Annotated in this window: 15 protein-coding genes; 3 read left to right on the plus strand and 12 right to left on the minus strand. The window is 62.6% G+C overall.

All coding sequences use genetic code 11. From position 1 onward, the window contains the following. Positions 1-4: 4 nt before the first annotated feature. From OHD62_RS03195 to OHD62_RS03210, 4 genes are all read right to left on the minus strand, one after another. Complete coding sequence (locus OHD62_RS03195) at positions 5-1,669, minus strand: alpha-glucosidase (RefSeq protein WP_263780918.1); 1,665 nt, start codon at positions 1,667-1,669, stop codon at positions 5-7. A gap of 4 nt (positions 1,670-1,673) precedes the next feature. Continuing rightward, positions 1,674-2,828: a carbohydrate ABC transporter permease gene (locus tag OHD62_RS03200; protein ID WP_263780919.1), complete on the minus strand. Its 1,155-nt coding sequence runs from the start codon at positions 2,826-2,828 to the stop codon at positions 1,674-1,676. A 1-nt stretch (position 2,829) separates the two neighbouring features. Further along, positions 2,830-3,843, minus strand: a complete 1,014-nt coding sequence (locus OHD62_RS03205; RefSeq protein ID WP_263780920.1) for a carbohydrate ABC transporter permease — start codon at positions 3,841-3,843, stop codon at positions 2,830-2,832. Positions 3,844-4,069: 226 nt separating this feature from the next. Then, a complete protein-coding gene (locus tag OHD62_RS03210) occupies positions 4,070-5,425 on the minus strand; it encodes an ABC transporter substrate-binding protein (protein WP_263780921.1) in 1,356 nt (451 codons plus the stop codon). 362 nt (positions 5,426-5,787) lie between these two features. Here OHD62_RS03210 and OHD62_RS03215 point away from each other — a divergent pair, with 362 nt between their 5' ends. Beyond that, positions 5,788-6,810, plus strand: a complete 1,023-nt coding sequence (locus OHD62_RS03215) for a substrate-binding domain-containing protein (RefSeq protein ID WP_263780922.1) — start codon at positions 5,788-5,790, stop codon at positions 6,808-6,810. A 210-nt stretch (positions 6,811-7,020) separates the two neighbouring features. Here the strand turns inward: OHD62_RS03215 and OHD62_RS03220 are convergent, their stop codons facing one another. Genes OHD62_RS03220 through OHD62_RS03230 form a run of 3 tightly spaced genes read right to left on the minus strand, consistent with a single transcriptional unit; the run spans position 7,021 to position 9,690 of the window. Beyond that, positions 7,021-8,469 carry a S8 family serine peptidase gene (locus tag OHD62_RS03220; RefSeq protein ID WP_263780923.1) on the minus strand — a complete coding sequence of 483 codons (1,449 nt, stop codon included), beginning with the start codon at positions 8,467-8,469 and terminating at the stop codon, positions 7,021-7,023. Continuing rightward, positions 8,459-9,127 carry an anti-sigma factor gene (locus tag OHD62_RS03225; protein ID WP_263780924.1) on the minus strand — a complete coding sequence of 223 codons (669 nt, stop codon included), beginning with the start codon at positions 9,125-9,127 and terminating at the stop codon, positions 8,459-8,461. Before OHD62_RS03225 ends, OHD62_RS03220 begins: the two co-directional genes overlap by 11 nt. Then, on the minus strand, positions 9,124-9,690 hold the full coding sequence (locus OHD62_RS03230) for a sigma-70 family RNA polymerase sigma factor (RefSeq protein ID WP_263780925.1): 567 nt from the start codon (positions 9,688-9,690) through the stop codon (positions 9,124-9,126). Before OHD62_RS03230 ends, OHD62_RS03225 begins: the two co-directional genes overlap by 4 nt. Positions 9,691-9,950: 260 nt before the next feature. Here OHD62_RS03230 and OHD62_RS03235 point away from each other — a divergent pair, with 260 nt between their 5' ends. Together OHD62_RS03235 and OHD62_RS03240 are read left to right on the plus strand one after the other, a co-directional pair. Beyond that, positions 9,951-10,397, plus strand: a complete 447-nt coding sequence (locus tag OHD62_RS03235; protein ID WP_263780926.1) for an SRPBCC family protein — start codon at positions 9,951-9,953, stop codon at positions 10,395-10,397. An 84-nt stretch (positions 10,398-10,481) separates the two neighbouring features. Continuing rightward, positions 10,482-11,486 (plus strand): zinc-dependent alcohol dehydrogenase family protein, encoded by a 1,005-nt coding sequence (locus OHD62_RS03240; RefSeq protein ID WP_263780927.1) that lies wholly within the window; start codon positions 10,482-10,484, stop codon positions 11,484-11,486. 54 nt (positions 11,487-11,540) lie between these two features. Here OHD62_RS03240 and OHD62_RS03245 read toward each other — a convergent pair whose 3' ends face one another. From OHD62_RS03245 to OHD62_RS03265, 5 genes are all read right to left on the minus strand, one after another. After that, entirely contained in the window at positions 11,541-12,380 is an 840-nt protein-coding gene (locus tag OHD62_RS03245) for an alkaline phosphatase family protein (protein ID WP_263780928.1), read from the minus strand. Between the two features lie 92 nt (positions 12,381-12,472). After that, positions 12,473-14,128, minus strand: coding sequence for an ABC transporter ATP-binding protein (locus OHD62_RS03250; RefSeq protein WP_263780929.1), 1,656 nt, complete (start codon positions 14,126-14,128; stop codon positions 12,473-12,475). Beyond that, a complete protein-coding gene (locus OHD62_RS03255; protein WP_263780930.1) occupies positions 14,128-14,952 on the minus strand; it encodes an ABC transporter permease in 825 nt (274 codons plus the stop codon). Before OHD62_RS03255 ends, OHD62_RS03250 begins: the two co-directional genes overlap by 1 nt. Before the next feature lie 10 nt (positions 14,953-14,962). Continuing rightward, the gene (locus tag OHD62_RS03260) at positions 14,963-15,922 is read right to left on the minus strand and encodes an ABC transporter permease (protein ID WP_263780931.1); all 960 of its coding nucleotides are present in this window, start codon (positions 15,920-15,922) and stop codon (positions 14,963-14,965) included. Between the two features lie 16 nt (positions 15,923-15,938). Then, positions 15,939-17,525 (minus strand): ABC transporter substrate-binding protein, encoded by a 1,587-nt coding sequence (locus OHD62_RS03265; RefSeq protein ID WP_263780932.1) that lies wholly within the window; start codon positions 17,523-17,525, stop codon positions 15,939-15,941. Positions 17,526-17,667: the final 142 nt, after the last annotated feature.

Below are 17,667 nucleotides of genomic sequence, written 5' to 3' on the forward strand. Positions count from 1 at the left end.
AAATTCAGTCGATGCGCCCGAACCAGGCGCCGTAGCCGCCAAGACGGATGGAGCCGGCTTCAGTCTGTCCTGAAAACCCATGTCCCGGCAAGGGCTGCAGCGAGCGGCCGCCGAGATTGATTTCCGCCGGCCGGCTGCCGAGATTGAAGGCGCAGACGATCTGCTCATTGCCCTCGCGGCGCGTGAAGGCGACGGTGTCGCCCTCGCTTTCGATGAAGTCGATATCGCCCTTGGCCAACGCCGGATGCAGGCGGCGGAAAGCGAGGAAGCGCCGATAGTGCTCAAGCAGCGACTTGTCGTCGCCCTGCTGCACATTGACCGCCTGCGAAAGGTGCTTGGCCGGCACCGGCAGCCATGGCTTTGCCGTCGAGAAGCCGGCATTTTGGGCGCCGCCGTCCCACACCATCGGTGTGCGGCAGCCGTCGCGGCCCTTGAACTCCGGCCAGAAGCGGATGCCGTAGGGATCCTGCAGATCCTCGAACTGCAATTCCGCCTCGCCAAGCCCGAGCTCCTCGCCCTGATAGATGCAGACCGAGCCACGCAGCGACATCAAGAGCGCCGAGATCACTTTGAGATACGCGGTCTGGTCGGCTTCGTCCGCGGCCCAGCGCGAGGCAGGGCGCATCACATCATGGTTGGAGAAGGCCCAGCACGACCAGCCGTCACTGGCGACCTTGCCGAAGGCTTCCAGCACCGAGCGCACCTTGGCCGCGCTGATCTTTTCGGGCGCCAGGAAATCGAAGGAGTAGCACATATGCACGCGCTTGCCGCCTGCTGTGTAGGCCGCCACCACGTCCAGCCCGCGCTGCGAATCGCCAACCTCGCCGACCGCGGCCGTCGCCGGATATTCGTCGAGCAGCGCGCGGAAGCGTTCGAGGAAGCCGAGGTTTTCCGGGCGGCTCTTGTCGTAGAGATGGTCCTGGTAGTTGTAGGGGTTGACGGCAGGCGCCGTCTGGTCGTTGCGCTCTTCCGGCGGCAGCGGCGGATTGTTCTCCAGGCCTTGGCTGTGGAAGTAGAAATTGATGGTGTCGAGGCGGAAGCCGTCGACGCCGCGCTCCAGCCAGAAGCGGGTGACGTCGAGCAGCGCGTCCTGGACCGCGCGGTTGTGGAAGTTGAGATCGGGCTGTTCGGCCAGGAAATTGTGCAGATAATATTGCTGTCGGCTGGTGTCCCACTGCCAGGCCGAGCCGCCGAAGATCGACAGCCAGTTGTTGGGCGGCGTGCCGTCCGGCCTTGCGTCCGCCCAGACATACCAGTCCGCCTTGGGGTTGGTCCGGTTCGCGCGGCTTTCCCTGAACCAGGGATGGATGTCGGCGGTATGCGACAGCACCTCGTCGATCATTACCTTGAGGCCCAGCCTGTGCGCCTCCGCCGTCAGCGCGTCGAAATCGGCCAATGTGCCGAACATCGGATCGACGTCGCAATAGTCCGACACGTCGTAGCCGAAATCCTTCATCGGCGACTTGAAGAAGGGCGAGATCCAGATTGCGTCGATACCAAGCGAGGCAATGTAGGGGAGTCTGCGGATGATGCCCTTGAGATCGCCGATGCCGTCGCCGTTGGAATCCTGGTAGCTGCGCGGATAGATCTGGTAGATCACCGCGCCGCGCCACCAGTCTCGCTCGATGGCGAGGTCGGGTTTTGGGGTCGCTTTCAGAGCCGATTGCATGGTCTCAGCCTCCTTTCACCGAGCCGGCGAGCAGCCCGCGGACGAAATAGCGCTGCAGCGAGAAGAACACGATCAGCGGCACGATGATGGTCACGAAAGCCGATGTCGTCAGGATCTCCCAGTCGCCGCCGCGCGAACCGAGCAACGCATTGAGCTTGGCGGTCAGCACGATCTGGTCGCCCTCGGTACCCAGGAAAACCATTGCCACCAGCAGATCGTTCCATACCCAGAGAAATTGGAAGATGGCGAAGGAGGCCAGCACCGGGAACGACAGCGGCAACACGATCTTGACGAAGATCTCGAAATCGCTGGCGCCGTCGATGCGCGCCGATTCCATGATTTCACGCGGCAGGCCGGCAATGTAGCTGCGCAAGAGATAGATGGCGAAGGGCAGGCCGAACCCGGTATGCGCCAGCCAGATGCCAAGATAGGTTTTTGACGGCACGCCGAAGAAGGAGCCGACGCCGTTGTAGAGCTTCAACAGCGGGATCAGTGACATCTGCAGCGGCACCACCAGCAGGCCGATGATGACGGCGATCAGCAGCGCCCGGCCGGGAAAGCGCATCCAGGCCAGCGCATAGGCGGCGAAGGCCGCGATCAGGATCGGGATGACGGTCGCCGGAATGGTGACGGTGAGCGAGTTCATGAAGGACCGGCCGATGCCCTCCGAAAAAAGCACGGTCTTGTAGTTGTCGGTGGTGAATTTCGGCGGCGCTGAAGATGCGTAGTAGACGCGCTGGCCGCGCTCGCCCTCGAAAGCCTTCGGGGACTGCATGACGAAGCTGCCGTCGGCGTTGAGCTGCAAGGTGACGCCGTCGCCAAGGTCGGCTGTCGTGCCGGCGGTATACTGCGTCGGCGCGGCCGACTTGACGCCGAAGGCGCTGATGTTGCGGGCGGCACCATCGCCGAAAATGTTGCCCTCGAGCACGAACTTGCCGTCCTTCTCGACCTGCGCCGAGGCAGGCGGCAGCCGGCCCGCTTCCGTCTGGCTGGAGCTGGCGAACGAATTCCACCAGCCCGAAGCGATAATCTGGTCCTTGTCGCGCAAGGACGAGACGAGAATGCCGAGCGTCGGCACGGTCCAGATCGCGACGAAGATCAGCACGGCGATATGGACGCCGAAGCGGCCGACAAAGGACTTTCCGGTCGTGACAGCCATCTCAATGCCCTCCCGTCTCTTTGTTCGCCTGGCGGATGTTCCAGACCATGATCGGAATGACCGCGATCATGATGATGATGGCTATGGTGGCGCCGCGGCCGAAATCGCCGCCGCCGCGGAACATCCAGTCGAACATCAGATTGGCCAGAACCTGGCTGTTCCATTGGCCATTGGTCATGGTCAGCACGATGTCGAAGACCTTCAGCACCAGGATGGTGATCGTCGTCCAGACCACGGCGATCGTGCCCCATATCTGCGGCACCATGATCTTCCAGAAGATCTGGAACGGATTGGCGCCGTCGATGACGGCCGCTTCCAGTGTCTCTTCGGGAATACCGCGCAAGGCGGACGACAGGATGACCATGGCAAAGCCGGTCTGGATCCAGATCAGGATGATCATCAGGAAGAAATTGTTCCAGAACGGCAGTGATATCCAGACCTGCGGCTGGCCGCCGAAATACTGGATGATGGCGTTGAGCAGGCCGATCTGCGTCTGACCCTCGCCGCGATATTCGTAGATGAATTTCCAGATGACGCTGGCGCCGACGAAGGAGATGGCCAGCGGCAGGAAGATCAGGCTCTTGGCGATGGTGCCCCACCAGATCTTGTCGGTGAGTACGGCGATGATCAGCCCGAGGAAAGTGCAGGCCGCCGGCACGACCGCCAGCCAGATGATGTTGTTGAGGATCGAGTTGCGGAACTCGCGGTCGCCGAACGCCCATTGATAATTGGCGAGGCCGACGAAATTGGCGCCACCGCGATCGAGGAACGATAGCCGCAGCGTCTCTATCACCGGGTAGATCAGGTAGATGGTGAGGATGATCATGGCCGGGCCAACGAACAGCCAGGGGCGGATCATTCCTTGCCGGCGCAGATTGTCGATGGCTGCTGCACCCTTGACGCCGCGCGACGGGAAAACAATGTCCACCAGCTTGTTGGCGCCCCAGAAATAGGCGACGCAGCCGCCGACGCCGATGATGATGACGAATATGGCCGAAAAAATCTGAGCCGCCATGGGTCCCTCTCCCTGCGTATGATCCGCCAATCGGGAATGGCTTTGTCGACGGGATCGTGCGCCGATTTAAGTTGTGAAGCGCGAGCGGGTGCCAGGCAGGTTTCCGCCTTGGCCGGCCACGCTTCATGCCGGAATTCTATGCTTCACGAAAAATACAGTTGGGCCGACGGGCGGAGCCGGGCCTCAAGGCCCGGATCCAGTAAGGCGGGTAAGCCGAACGATCGGCTTACTTGATAGCGTCCCAGCTCTTCTGGATGTCGGTCGCGACATCCTGGGCGGACTTGCCGCCGACGAGATCGATCATGCCGGTCCAGAAGGCGCCGGCACCGATCTTGCCCGGCATCAGATCCGACCCATCGAAGCGGAAGGTCGAGGCGTTGGCCAGGATCTCGCCCTGCTTCTTCAGTGCGTCGCTGGCATAGGCGTCCTTGTTGACCGACTTGAGCGGCGTCACGAAGCCACCCTCGGCCATCCAGATCTCGTGGGCGAGCGGCATCTTCAGGAATTCGATGAACGCGCGGGCACTCTTGCTGTCCTTGGTGATCATGGCCAGCGTGCCGGCGCCGAGAACAGGTGTGCCGAGATCAGGCTTGGAGGCGTAGGGCGGATAGTAGAAGAAGTCGGCGTCCTCGCCGACTTTCGTGCCTTCCGGGAAGAAGGTCGGAATGAACGACGCCTGGTGATGCAGATAGCATTTCGGCGGCACCGAGAAGAGGCCCTTCGGGCTGTCGCGGAAGTCGGTCGCGGCAACCGCCTTGGCGCCGCCATCGACCATCTTGTCGTCGGTAGCGATCTTGCCGAAAATGTCGATGGCGTTGACCACCGCGGGATCGTTGAACGGGATCTCGTTCTTCACCCATTTGTCGTAGGTCTCGGGCGATTGGGTGCGCAGCATGATGTCTTCGACCCAGTCGGTCGCCGGCCAGCCCGTCGCGCCGCCGGAACCGAGCCCGATGCACCACGGCGTGCCGCCGTCGGCAATGATCTTCTTTTCAAGCTCGGTGAGCTCCTCCTGCGTCTTCGGGACCTTGTAGCCGGCTTCCTCGAAATTGTCCGGCGAGTACCAGACCAGTGACTTCACGTCGGCCTTGTAGGGGAAGGCGAAGAAGCCCGGCTTGCCGTCCTTGTCCTTGAAGGTGCCGAGATCGACCCAGGACTGGCCGGCGCCATAGTTTTCCTTGACCCAGTTGGCGGTGTCGTCGCCAAGCGGCGTCAGCAGGCCCTTCGATGCCAGGTCCTGGATCAGGCCGGGCTGCGGTAGCACGGCAATGTTCGGCGGGCTGCCGGCCTGCGTGTCGATGACGATCTGCTGTTCGTAATTCTCCGAGGAGGAATATTTGAGATCGACGCCGGTGGCTTCCGAGAAATAGTCGAGAACGCCGCGCACCAGGCCCTCGTCTTCGCCGCGCCATGGCCCGAAGATCGTCAGCGTCTCGCCCTTGAGGTCGACCTTCTTGAGCTCTTCGTAGTTCGCCCAGTTGAAGCGGGGGTCTTCGCCCGGCTTGAACTTCAGTTCGGCTTGCGCCGGTGCGCCCAGTGCAAGCGTGGCAAAAGCGGCGCTCAGCAGAAGCATTTTCTTCATCGGTATTTCCTCCCAGTGGTGACAGACACCGGACGAAACCTCCATTCCGCCCGCCGGCGCTGCAGGACTGTGACTCAGTCGGGAGGGAACCGCAACCTTCCGCAAAGTCTTCCAAAGCGCTTTGGCTTTCATGATCACGCCATTTAATTGACCAGGAGTCAAGAGGGTTGGCAGCCTAATCGATTTAGTTTTCACAGTGAAGAGCACAAAATGTGCGCTGCAGCATGCTTTTTTGGCGGTGCAGCAGCAATTTTTGCTGCAACTGGTGCCAACACTGCCTATGGTTGTCGGATGCCGGCTCCGCCGCTTTTATTGCAGGCGGAATTCAAAATTGAAAGCGCTTTGAGGCATGGAGGCCTCCCGTGAACCTCAAACAGCTCTCCCACATGCTGTCGCTTTCGCAGACCACGGTGAGCCGCGCGCTGAACGGCTACCCCGAGGTCAACGAGGAAACGCGTCGCCGGGTGATGGACGCCGCCAAGCGCCATGGCTACCGCCCCAATCCGAGCGCGCGCCGGCTGGCGACCGGCAAGACCGGGATGATCGGCTATGTCTTGCCGACCGGAACCAGCGTCGACATCGATCCGCATTTCGTCGAATTCCTGTCCGGCCTTGGCGACTATGCCCGTTCGCACGAGCTCGACCTGGTGCTGTCGCCGGCCGACGCCGATGACCAGGAGACCACCTACCGGCGCATCGTCGCCAACCGGCAGGTCGACGCCGTCTACATCTCCTCGCCGCGGCCAGCCGACCGGCGGGTGGCGCTGGTCAATACGCTGGGCATTCCCTTCATCGTCCATGGCCGCAGCGAAGGCTTCGATTTCGACTACCCCTTCACCGACATCGACAATGAGGGCGCCTTCCATGAGGCGGCCCGGCTGCTGGTCCAGCTCGGCCACCGCCGGCTGGCGCTGATCAACGGCGACGACCGCGAGACCTTCGCCATCCATCGCGAGCGCGGCGTGCGCCGGGCACTTGCCGCCAGTGGTCTGACGCTCGGCGAACGTCATGTCTGCTCCCTCGTCATGACCGAGGAGAACGGCTACCGCGCGACCAGACGCCTGCTCGAGCAGAGCGATGCGCCGACGGCGATCGCCTGCTCCAGCCTGATCATGGCGCTCGGCGTCGTGCGCGCGGTGCGCGACCTCGGCCTGACCATTCCGGGCGACCTGTCGCTGATCGCCCATGACGACGTCTTCCCCTGGCTGAAGCCGGAGAATTTTTCCGTGCCGCTGTCGACGACCCGCTCGTCGATCCGCCTGGCCGGCGCGCGCGTCGCCGAACGCCTGGCGGCGCGGATATCGGGCCTGGAAGAGGGAGCGCGCGGCGAAGTCTGGCCGGTCGACCTGGTGGTCAGGGGATCGGTCGCCGGCGCGCCGGGCTAGGACCTCCTTCCCCCGATCGTTTAGCGGCGCATGCGGCGAACAACAGTTACGGCCACAACCGCAAAAATCAAGGCAAGCGTAAACCACGGCGCAATATCGAACAGTATTCGAAGGCCACCCCACATCTGCGTCCGGACCTTTGATTTGATCAACAACTTAGAGAATCGGCTGTCCACTTGACACGCATAAAAGCAGAAGTTTCAACCAGGCTTATTCCTTGGCCGCCTCAGCCGCCTTGATGTCCAGCAGCCCATAACCGAAATCGTTGTCGCGACCCTTGGGGCCGAGATCCTTGGCGGTGTCGGCCAGCGCCTTCTCGATCTCGTCGGCGGAACGGTCGGGCGCGGCATGGAAGAGATTGGCGATCGCGCCGGTCACGATCGCAGCAGCAAATGAGGTGCCGGTGACCACATCCGAGCCGGCGCCGCTCGGCGCTACCATTTCGACGCCGGGGGCGGAGAGGAAGACATAGGCGCCCCGATTGGCCTGCGGCATCAGCCCGTTCCTGGCATCGGTGGCGGTCACCGCGATGACGCCGTCGAAGGCGGCCGGATAGCCATAGGGTGCCTTCGGCCCGTTATTCCCCGCGGCGGCTACCAGCACGATGCCGAGCGCCCTTGCGTTGCGGCAGGCGATGCCGAGAAGGTCGTTCTTGGGTCCGACAAAGCTCATATTGATGATGCGGACATCTTGGCCTGCCGCCCAGTCCAGCGCCGACAGGATGACGTCCATGGTCGACTTGCCATCCTCGAAAGCGCGGGCGTGGTAGATCTTGGCACCCGGCGCCATGCCCTTCAGCGCGCCGACCCCGGCGATCAGCCCGTCGATTGAGGTACCATGATCGCGCTTTTCGATCGGCACGTTGGGCATGGCGTCGAACTGGTCGGCGATGACGCCGGACAGCGCCGGATTGGTGTCGTCGATGCCGGTGTCGATAACGGCGATGCGCACATTCTCGCCGCTGGCTTCTTTCTCATCGAGCGCGATGCGCTCGAAGGCATAGTTGACGATGGTGGCGGCCTGCTGCAGCGAATAGACATGGTTGGGCTCTCGCCGCAAGGTGCGGCCGTCGGCGGCAAGCTGCGCCAGCACGACACCGACCGGTCTTCCGTCGGGAATGCCGAAGCGCACCAGCGTGGTGCCGAGCAGTCGCGACTGGCGTTCGGAGCGCACTTCGAGGCCGAAGGAGGCGGCGATCTGCTGGACGGCGCCGGCATCGCCATCGACCGTCACCAGCACCTCGTCAGGTACGAAATCGCCGATGACGGCGCGTGGTGGCTCAGTCGCGACCAGATCGGTCGGCGAAACGATCGGACCGCCCGGCGCGGCCACTTGCACCGCTTGCGCATCGGTGGGCTGGACTGGCGGCGGCAGCGCGCCGCTGGCCGGGTCGCGGCGCGGATCGGGGGTCGGCAAGGGAGTACCTCCCGCCGGATTGGGGAATAGATCGACGATCAGCGCAGGAAGAAAGACTGCGCCTGTCGCGGTGGTATCTGCACCGGGCTTGCCAGTACCGTCCTTGGCGCAGTCGGCGCCGGCCGCCCGCTCGAGACAGTCGGGTTTCGTCGGCGGCGGGTTCGTGTTCTGCGCAAAAACAGGCGTGGCGGCGATCGCCGCCGCAAGGATTGCCGCAAATCGAATGACCGCCTCAGCTGCCACTGGCCGGTTTCCTTCCCTCGATCACAGCATCCGCGAAAGGCTGGGCGGCAATAAGGCCGAGCACCTTGCCATAGTCGGCGGCGGTCGTGGCCGGGATGGCGACGCGGAAGACGCCGTCCGCGGTCGGCCCGCCTGATATTTTCAGCTCGTTCTGGCCGAGAAAGGCCGAGATGTCGGACATTTTCGCGTCCGGCTTGAACTTGACCAGCGCGAACGGCATTTTCGCCAGATCGTCTTGCGCGCCGGCGATCTCGAAATCGCTGCCCTTGCCGCCGGGCTGCACAAGCGATTGCACCATGACCAAAGCAAGCAGAGCCGCCGCCGCAGCCCAGGCGACGCCGGCGGGCACCGCCATGAAGCGGGCCCACAACTGGGCGAGGAAAGACGATGAGGCTGGCTGGCGCGCCGGCCCGGCCTCGGCATCCAGTGTCTTGGCGAAGCGGCTCAGCGCATCGGCCGGCGGGCGGATCGCCTCATTGGCGGCGGCGGTGCTGGAGAATTCGGCTTCCGCCTCGCCCAGTGCTGCAAGTGCTGCCGGATCGCTCGCCAGCCATTCCTCGACGGCTTCGAGCTCCGAGCCTTCCAGCGAGCCGTTCAGGTAGAACGGCAGCAGCGTTTCCATCTCGTCGCGGCGCGACATCTTTTCAGCGGCGCTCATGGCCACCCCCTGTCGTAACCGGCGGCCTTCAAGGCTTCGCCGAGTTTCTTGCGGGCATAGAACATTCGGGTCTTGACGGTGGCTACCGGAATGCCGAGCACCTCGCCGATCTCGGCCACCGACTGTCCGTGGTAGTAGGCGAGGTCGATCACCGTGCGGTGTTCTTCCGGCAAGGCATCGACGAAGCTTCGCAAGGCGGCGCCCTTGTCTTGCTTCATGGTGACGACTTCCGGCGTATCGGCGCTATCCGGCACCTGGGCCGCGTCATCGTCGTCGATCCAGGCCTCCTTCTTCTTGCGCAGGACCGACAGCGCCTTGAAGCGCGCAATGCCGAGCAGCCATGTCGAGACTTCCGAGCGCCCCTCGAAGCCGGGCGCCTGGCGCCAGAGTTCGAGAAAGACCTCGTTCGCGATGTCGTCGGCCATCATTTCCGATCCCGTCTGGCGCACCACGAAGCGGTAGACCCGCGCGTGGTGGCGCATGAACAGGAGCCGCACGGCGGCACGGTCGCCCTTCGCGACCCGGTCGACAAGCACGCGATCGGTCTCCGTCGCTGCCGTCATGGCCGGTCGAGCCGCCTGGCTCCTGCTTGCTTTGTCGCCGATCGGTCCAAAAAGGTTCATCCTCCGCCAAGGAATTTTCGAAAGCTAACCGAAGAGCGGAGGCGTTGCCAGAGTGTACCGTTCTCCCCGTTTTTAGGGGGATCACGGATGGCGCGCGTCAGCAGTGCAGGAATTCCCGACAGTTTTGTAACTCACCGGTCCGCCGCCGGGCGAATAAGGTCCCGCTCGCAACCACAACCCGGCCTGAAGGAGTGAGTGTCATGGCCAGCAACAGCTTTACAACAGCGATTCTCGTGGATCAGCCGCCAATGGCGGCGTTCGACGCGATCAATCGTCCACGCAACTGGTGGGGTAAGGAGATCGAGGGTCGTACCGACCGTCTGGGCGAGGAATGGACCTATCGCTACAAGGACATGCACGTCAGCAAGCAGAGGACGACGGAGTTCGTGCCGGGTCGAAGAGTCGTCTGGCACGTCATCGACGCCCAGATGAATTTCCTCAAGGACAAGAGCGAATGGAAGAATACGGACCTGATTTTCGACATCGCCAGGAAGGGTGACAAGACCGAAATCCGGTTCACCCATGCTGGCCTCGTTCCCGAGGTCGAGTGTTTCGACGTCTGCACGAATGCCTGGACCGGCCTGATTGCCGACAGCCTCAAGGGATTGATCGAGAGCGAGCAAGGGCTTCCTGACACCGTGGAATGAGTTCATGCCCATTGGCCTTTGACACAAATTCGGCGATCCCGAAGCGACCGTGCATGAGCCTTGCACGGTTGGAAGGAGTTCCTCATGAGACTGATTAGGCTGAAAGCGCCGGGAGGCTTGGAAAATCTCAAGCTGGTCGAGGAAGATTGTCCGCAACCAGGGCCGGGTGAGTTGCTGGTCAGGATCCGGGCGTGTTCGTTGAATTTCCACGACAGCATGGTGGCGCTGGGGACGAAACCCTCCGCCGATGGCCGTATCCCGCTGTCCGATGGCGCCGGGGAGGTGATTGCGGTCGCAGATGATGTCCACGAGTTCAAGGTCGGGGATGCCGTCGTCAGCACATATTGGCCCGATTGGCTGGCCGGCGATCCGACGCCGGCCAACAAGAAGGGTGAATTGGGAGATGATGTCGACGGCTATGCCCGCGAATATGTGTGCATGCCCTCGCATGCCTTCACAAAGGCGCCAGCAGGCTTCACGCATGGGGAGGCGGCAACGCTTACCTGTGCCGGGGTCACCGCCTGGAGAGCCCTCATGGTATGCGGCCAGGTGAAATCAGGAGATACGGTGCTGGTGCTTGGCACGGGCAGTGTATCGCTGTTTGCGCTGCAATTCGCAAAAATTTCCGGCGCTCGAATTATCGCCACCTCTTCATCGCAGGAGAAGCTGGAAAGGCTCAAGCAGCTTGGAGCCGACATTGTCATCAATTACAGGGCAGTGCCGGATTGGGGCCAGAAGGCAAGGGAGCTGACGGACGGACGCGGCGTCGACCACGTCATCGAGGTTGGCGGGCCGGGCACGTTGGCGCAGTCGATAACAGCTTGCAGGATGGGCGGCCACATCGCCCTGATCGGCGTCTTGACGGGTTTTGCCGGACAAGTGTCGATCCCAGCCCTCTTTTCCAATCAGATCAGGATCAGCGGTATCTCCATCGGTAGCAGGACAGACCAGGAGGACATGATTCGGGCGATAGAGGCCAATCGTTTGAAGCCTGTTGTCGACCGCACTTTTCCGCTGCAGGAAATCGCCGATGCCTTCAGCTATTACGAATCCCAAAAGCACTTCGGCAAGGTTTGCGTCGACCTTTGATAAGCCATATGCGCGTCGCCGGGCGCCTGCAGGAGAGAATGCAAGCAGCCCCGATCAGTCGAGAAACGGCTTGGCCTTCATCGTTGCCGGCACCGGCACGCCGAGACGCTTCAGCACTGCCGGCGCCAGCTGCAATTGGTCGAGCAGCGTACCGGCTTCCGGCCCTTTGCCGGCTCCGAAATAATACAGGGCAAAATCCTGCATCTCATCGTCATGGCCGCCATGGTGGCCACGATCCGTCTGGCCGTGATCGGCGGTGACGATCACTTCATAGCCGGCTGCTCGCCAGCCCGGCAGGAAGGCGGCCAGCATGCCGTCCATCGCATAGCAGGCGTGATCCATCTCGTGGCAATCATGGCCGAAGCGGTGGCCCATGGAGTCCAGCGTGCAGGTGTGCAGGATGCCGTAGTCGATGCCGTGGCGCCTGGTCAGCATAGTCAGCGTCGCGAACAGGTCGACGTCGCTCGGCGTCATCTGGTTGCGCAGATTGTAGCCGGTCATGGTGTGAAAGCGGCCATGCGTGATCGGCCCACCCGGCTCTTCGAACTCCATGTCTTCGACCAGGTCGAACGGAAAGGCCCGGAAGAATTCCGACCAGTAGGAATGGGTGACAGCGCCGGTCTTGCCGCCGGCCTTGACGACTTCTGAAAAGATATCCGGCTGTTCGACGCGAAACCGGTTCTCATTGGACAGAATGCCGTGCACTTGCGGCGCAACTCCGGTGTGGATCGAGGCATAGCAGCAGGCCGAGGTCGACGGCAGCACCGAACGCATCTTCCACACGCGCGCCTCGCCCGATTGAACCCAGCCTTCGAGATTGCCCATCAGTCGTCGCCAGTTCCGATAGGGCACGCCGTCAAGGATGATGAGCAGGAGTTTGGTCTCAAGCGCCACGGGCTGCTCCATGCGATCTTGCAGAGATCAGTGCCTGGGAGCAGGCCGATCCGGCAGCCCCAAACGTGATGAGAGAAAAGGAGGCCGCCGCCCTAATTCCCCGCACTCGCCATGCGCCGTCCCTTGATCGCCTTTTCCAGCCAGCCGATCTCCATTTCGGGAACGGAGGACAGGAGAAGGTCGGTATAGGCGTCGAAGGGCGGCGTCAGCACCTTGCTCTTGGCGCCATAGCGCACCACCTCGCCGCGATACATCACCGCGATCGAATCGGCGATCGACTTCACCGTCGCCAGGTCATGGGTGATGAACAGGTAGGCGACGCTTTCCTCCTTCTGCAGTTCGAGCAGTAGTTCGAGGATGCCATGGGCCACCAGCGGGTCGAGCGCCGAAGTCACCTCGTCGCAGATGATCAGTTTCGGCTTGGCGGCGAGCGAGCGGGCGATGCAAACGCGCTGCTTCTGGCCGCCGGACAGCTCCGCTGGATAGCGGTCGATGAAACCCTTGCCCATCTCGATCTTGTCGAGCAGGTCGGCGACGCGTCTGTCGCGCTCGCGGCCGCGTATGCCGAAATAGAATTCGAGCGGCCGGCCGATGATGGTGCCGACGGTCTGGCGCGGATTCATCGCCACGTCGGCCATCTGGTAGATCATCTGCAGCTGGCGCAGATCCTCCTTGGGCCGGTCGGCAAGCTTGTTGGCAAGCGGCCTGCCGTCGAAAGTGACGGTGCCTTCTTCCGGCGGCAACAGCCCGGTGATGGCGCGCGCCAGCGTCGACTTGCCGGAGCCGGACTCGCCGACGACGGCCAGCGTCTGGCCGGGATAGATGTCGACGGAAACGTTCTTCAGCACCTTGATATGGCTGCGGCCATAGGCGGCGGTCACGTTCTTGACCGACAGGAACGGCGTCGTGCCGGGCTTTTGCTCCTGGTGTTCGATCTCGTGCACCGACACCAGCGCATTGGTGTATTCCTGGCGCGGTTCCTTGATAATCTGGCGCGTGCCGCCCCATTCGACCAGCCGGCCATGGCGCAGCACCATGATCTCGTCCGAGACCTGGGCGACGACTGCAAGGTCATGGGTGATGTAAAGCGCCGCCACATGGGTATCGCGGATCGCGTCCTTGATCGCCGCCAGCACATCGATCTGCGTCGTCACGTCGAGCGCCGTGGTCGGCTCGTCGAAGACGATCAGGTCGGGCTCCGAGCAGAGCGCCATGGCTGTCATCACGCGTTGCAGCTGGCCGCCGGACACTTGGTGCGGAAAGCGCTCGCCGATGGTTTCCGGGTTCGGCAGGCTGAGTTTCTTGAACAGCGCCACGGCGCGTTTTTCGGCCTCGGCCCGCGTCGCCGTGCCATGCAGCAGAGTGGCTTCGACAACCTGGTCCATCAATCTATGCGCCGGGTTGAAGGCCGCCGCCGCCGATTGCGCGACATAGCAGACCTCGCGGCCGCGCAATTTGCGAAAACCCTCCTTGCCGCCCTTGAGAATGTCGCGGCCGTTGAGGATCACTTCGCCGCCGGTGATGCGCACGCCGCCGCGGCCATAGCCCATCGACGACAGGCCAATCGTCGATTTGCCAGCGCCGGACTCGCCGATCAGGCCGAGCACCTTGCCTTTCTCGAGCGTCAGCGAGACGTCGTGGACAAGCACGATGTTCTTCGGCGCTTCACCCGGCGGGAACACCGTGGCTTCGATGCGCAGATTGCGGATATCGAGGAGGATACCGGATTTCGCTTTGCTGTCAGCCATCACCCGCGTCCTCCCTTCAGGCTTGTCGTGCGGTTAAGCACCCAGTCGGCGACCAGGTTGACCGAGATCGCAAGTGCCGCGATCGCCGCCGCCGGGATGAGGGCTGCCGCTATACCGAAGACGATGCCGTCCTTGTTCTCCTTGACCATGCCGCCCCAGTCGGCGTCAGGCGGCTGTACGCCAAGGCCGAGGAAGGACAGCGTCGACAGGAACAGCACCGCATAGATGAAGCGCAGCCCGAGTTCCGAGACCAGCGGCGACAGCGCATTGGGCAGGATCTCGCGGAAGATGATCCAGGCCTCGTTTTCGCCGCGCAGCTTCGCCGCCTCGACATAATCCATGACGTTGATGTCGACGGCGACCGCCCGCGACAGGCGGTAGACGCGGGTCGAGTCGAGAACGCCCATGACCAGGATCAGCGTTACCAGATTGGTTGGCAGCACAGAGAGCACGACAAGAGCCATGATCAGCGTCGGGATCGACATCAGGAGATCGACAAGGCGCGACAAAAGCGTGTCGAACCAGCCGCCGAAAACCGCCGCCGAGAAACCGAGGATGGCGCCAAGCGAGAACGACAGCGCGGTGGCGAGCACGGCAATGAACAGGGTGATGCGGGCGCCATAGATCATGCGCGACAACAGATCGCGGCCGAGATTGTCGGTGCCCAGCCAATGGGTTGCCGACATCGGTTCCCAGACATCGCCGACGATCTCGCCATTGCCGTGCGGCGCGATCCATGGCGCGAAGATCGCCGCCAGCACGAACAGCGCCGTCAGCACGATGCCGATCAGTGCGGGGATGGGGATGCGTTTTATATCGAGCATGCCCGCCCCCTCACTTCGGATGTCTGAGACGCGGATTGGCGATGATGGCCGCTATGTCCGCGATGATGTTCAGGCTGATATAGACGGCGGCAAAGATCAGGCCGACCGCCTGCACCACCGGCACGTCGCGCTTGGTGACGTGGTCGACGAGATATTGCCCCATGCCGGGGTAGACGAAGATAACCTCGACCACGACGACGCCTACGATCAGATAGGCGAGGTTGAGCATGACGACATTGATGATTGGCGCAATGGCGTTGGGAAAGGCATGCTTGCGGATGACATTGAAGGCCGACAGGCCCTTCAATTCCGCCGTCTCGACATAGGCCGACTGCATGACGTTGAGGATCGCGGCGCGCGTCATGCGCATCATGTGCGCGAGCACCACCAGCGTCAGGGCTGTGGCAGGCAGGGCGATCGCCTGCATGCGCTCGCCAAAGGGCATGCCGTCATAGACGGTCGAGATGCCGGGGAAGATCTGCCACTTCACCGCGAAGAAATAGACGAGCACATAGCCGATGAAGAATTCGGGAAACGAGGTCGAGGCGAGCGCCAGGCCGGAGATCAGCTTGTCGACCCAGCCATTGCGGTAGCGCACCGCGATCAATCCTAGGATGATCGCCAGCGGCACGGCCACGATCGCCGCCCAGAAGGCGAGGAACAGCGTGTTCCACAGCCGTCCCTTGATCGATGTCGCAATGTCCTGCCCGCTCGACATGGCGGTGCCGAGATCGCCGGTCAGCACGCCACCGAGCCATTGGAAGTACCGGACATAAGCTGGCTGATTAAGCCCAAGTTGCTCGCGCAGATTGGCGAGCGACTCCGGCGTCGCCGACTGTCCGAGAATGGCTTGCGCGACGTCGCCCGGCAGGATCTGTGTGCCGGCGAAGATCAGGACCGAAACGGCCAACAGGAGAACGATGCCCAGCGCAACGCGCTGGGCCACCAGTTTCACGATGGGTGAGGACATATCCGCAAGGCCAGGCTCAGGCTTCGAGCCAGCACTTCGCCAAAGCGTAGCCGTTCATCAGTTCCTGATGCGGGTCGTCGACCCAGCCGCCGACCTTGGCACCCGTCGCGTCGATGAACTGGTTGAACATCGGCAGGATGAGGCCACCCTCGTCGCGCACCATGACAGCCATGTCGTGATACATCTGCTTGCGCTTGGTCTCATCGAGTTCGGCGCGCGCCGCCAGCACCATCTTGTCGAAGTCCGGGCGCTTGAAACGCGTGTCGTTCCAATCGGCCGTCGACAGATAGGCGGTCGAATACATCTGGTCCTGGGTCGAGCGGCCGCCCCAATAAGAGGCGGAGAAGGGCTGCTTGTTCCAGACCTCGTTCCAGTAACCGTCGCCGGGCTCGCGCTTGAGCTCGATCTTGATGCCAGCCTTGGCCGCGCTCTGCTGGAAGAGCTGGGAGGCGTCGACGGCGCCAGGGAAGGCGACATCCGAGGTCCGCAGCAGCACGGTGCCGTCGTGCCCCGACTTCTTGTAGTGGAACTTGGCCTTGTCGGGGTCGTACTTGCGCTGCTCGATCTCGGTGAACAGCGGATAGGACGCGTTGATCGGAAAGTCGTTGCCGAGCGAGCCGTAGCCACGCAGGATCTTGTCCAGCATCTCCTCGCGGTCGATCGCCAGCTTCAGCGCCATGCGCAGATCGTTGTTGTCGAACGGCGCGGTGTTGCAATGCATGATAAACACGTAGTGGCCGGGGCCGGCATGGTTGCGGATGGTGACACCGGGCAGACGCTTGATCAGGTCGACGATCTTCGGCTCGACGCGGTTGATCATGTTGACCTGGCCGCCCTGCAAGGCTGACGTGCGTGCCGTGGCATCGTTGATGACGATGACCTCGATCTGGTCGGCATGGCCCATCTTGTCGCCCTGCCAGTAATTGGCGAAACGCTCGCCGCCATGGCGCACGCCAGGCTCGTTGGTCACGATCTTGTACGGGCCGGCGCCGATGCCGGCATCGGGCTTGTCCTTGCCGCCATTCGGCTGGACGATCAGGTGGTAGTCACTGAGCAGGTATGGCAGGTCGGCGTTCGCCTCCTTCAAGGTTAGCACCACTTCCTTGCCGCTGGCCTTGATGGTCTCGATGCCCTTCATGTAGCCGAGTGCGCCGGATTTCGACTTCTCGTCGGAATGGCGTTCAAGCGTGGCGGCGACGTCCTCGGCGGTCACCGTCTTGCCATTGTGGAATTCGACGCCGTCGCGGATCTTGAGCGTCCATACCTTGGCGTCGTCAGACGAGCCGATCTCCTCGGCGATGCGGTTCTCGAGCTTGCCGTCGGGGGACAGCTCGACGATCATTTCGCCCCAGCATTTGCCGAACGCGAACGGCACCTGCGTCATCATCAGCGCCGGGTCGAGGCTGTTGGTGGATTCGCCGCCGACGAGGCCGGCCTTCAGCGTGCCGCCCTTGACCGGGCCGGCGGCGCGAGCTGCGCTTGAAAGCAGCGAATTGGCAAAGGTGGCGGAGACGCCGAGTGCGGCGGCGCGGCCGAGAAAGTCGCGACGGCTGAGCTTGCCGAACGCGACGCGACGGCTGAGATAGTCCAGTTCATTCGACATGTTGAGTTCCTCACTCTGGTTGGTACGACCTTACGGTCGTTTTTCTTGTTTCTTGTGAGGAGAATAATGACCGCAAGGGAAAGCGGTAAGCAAGACCGAATGCGACATGCCGTGGCGTAAATCGTACGTCGCAATTGGACCA

The organism is Mesorhizobium sp. YC-39 (assembly GCF_025753795.1).
Lineage (GTDB): Bacteria > Pseudomonadota > Alphaproteobacteria > Rhizobiales > Rhizobiaceae > Mesorhizobium.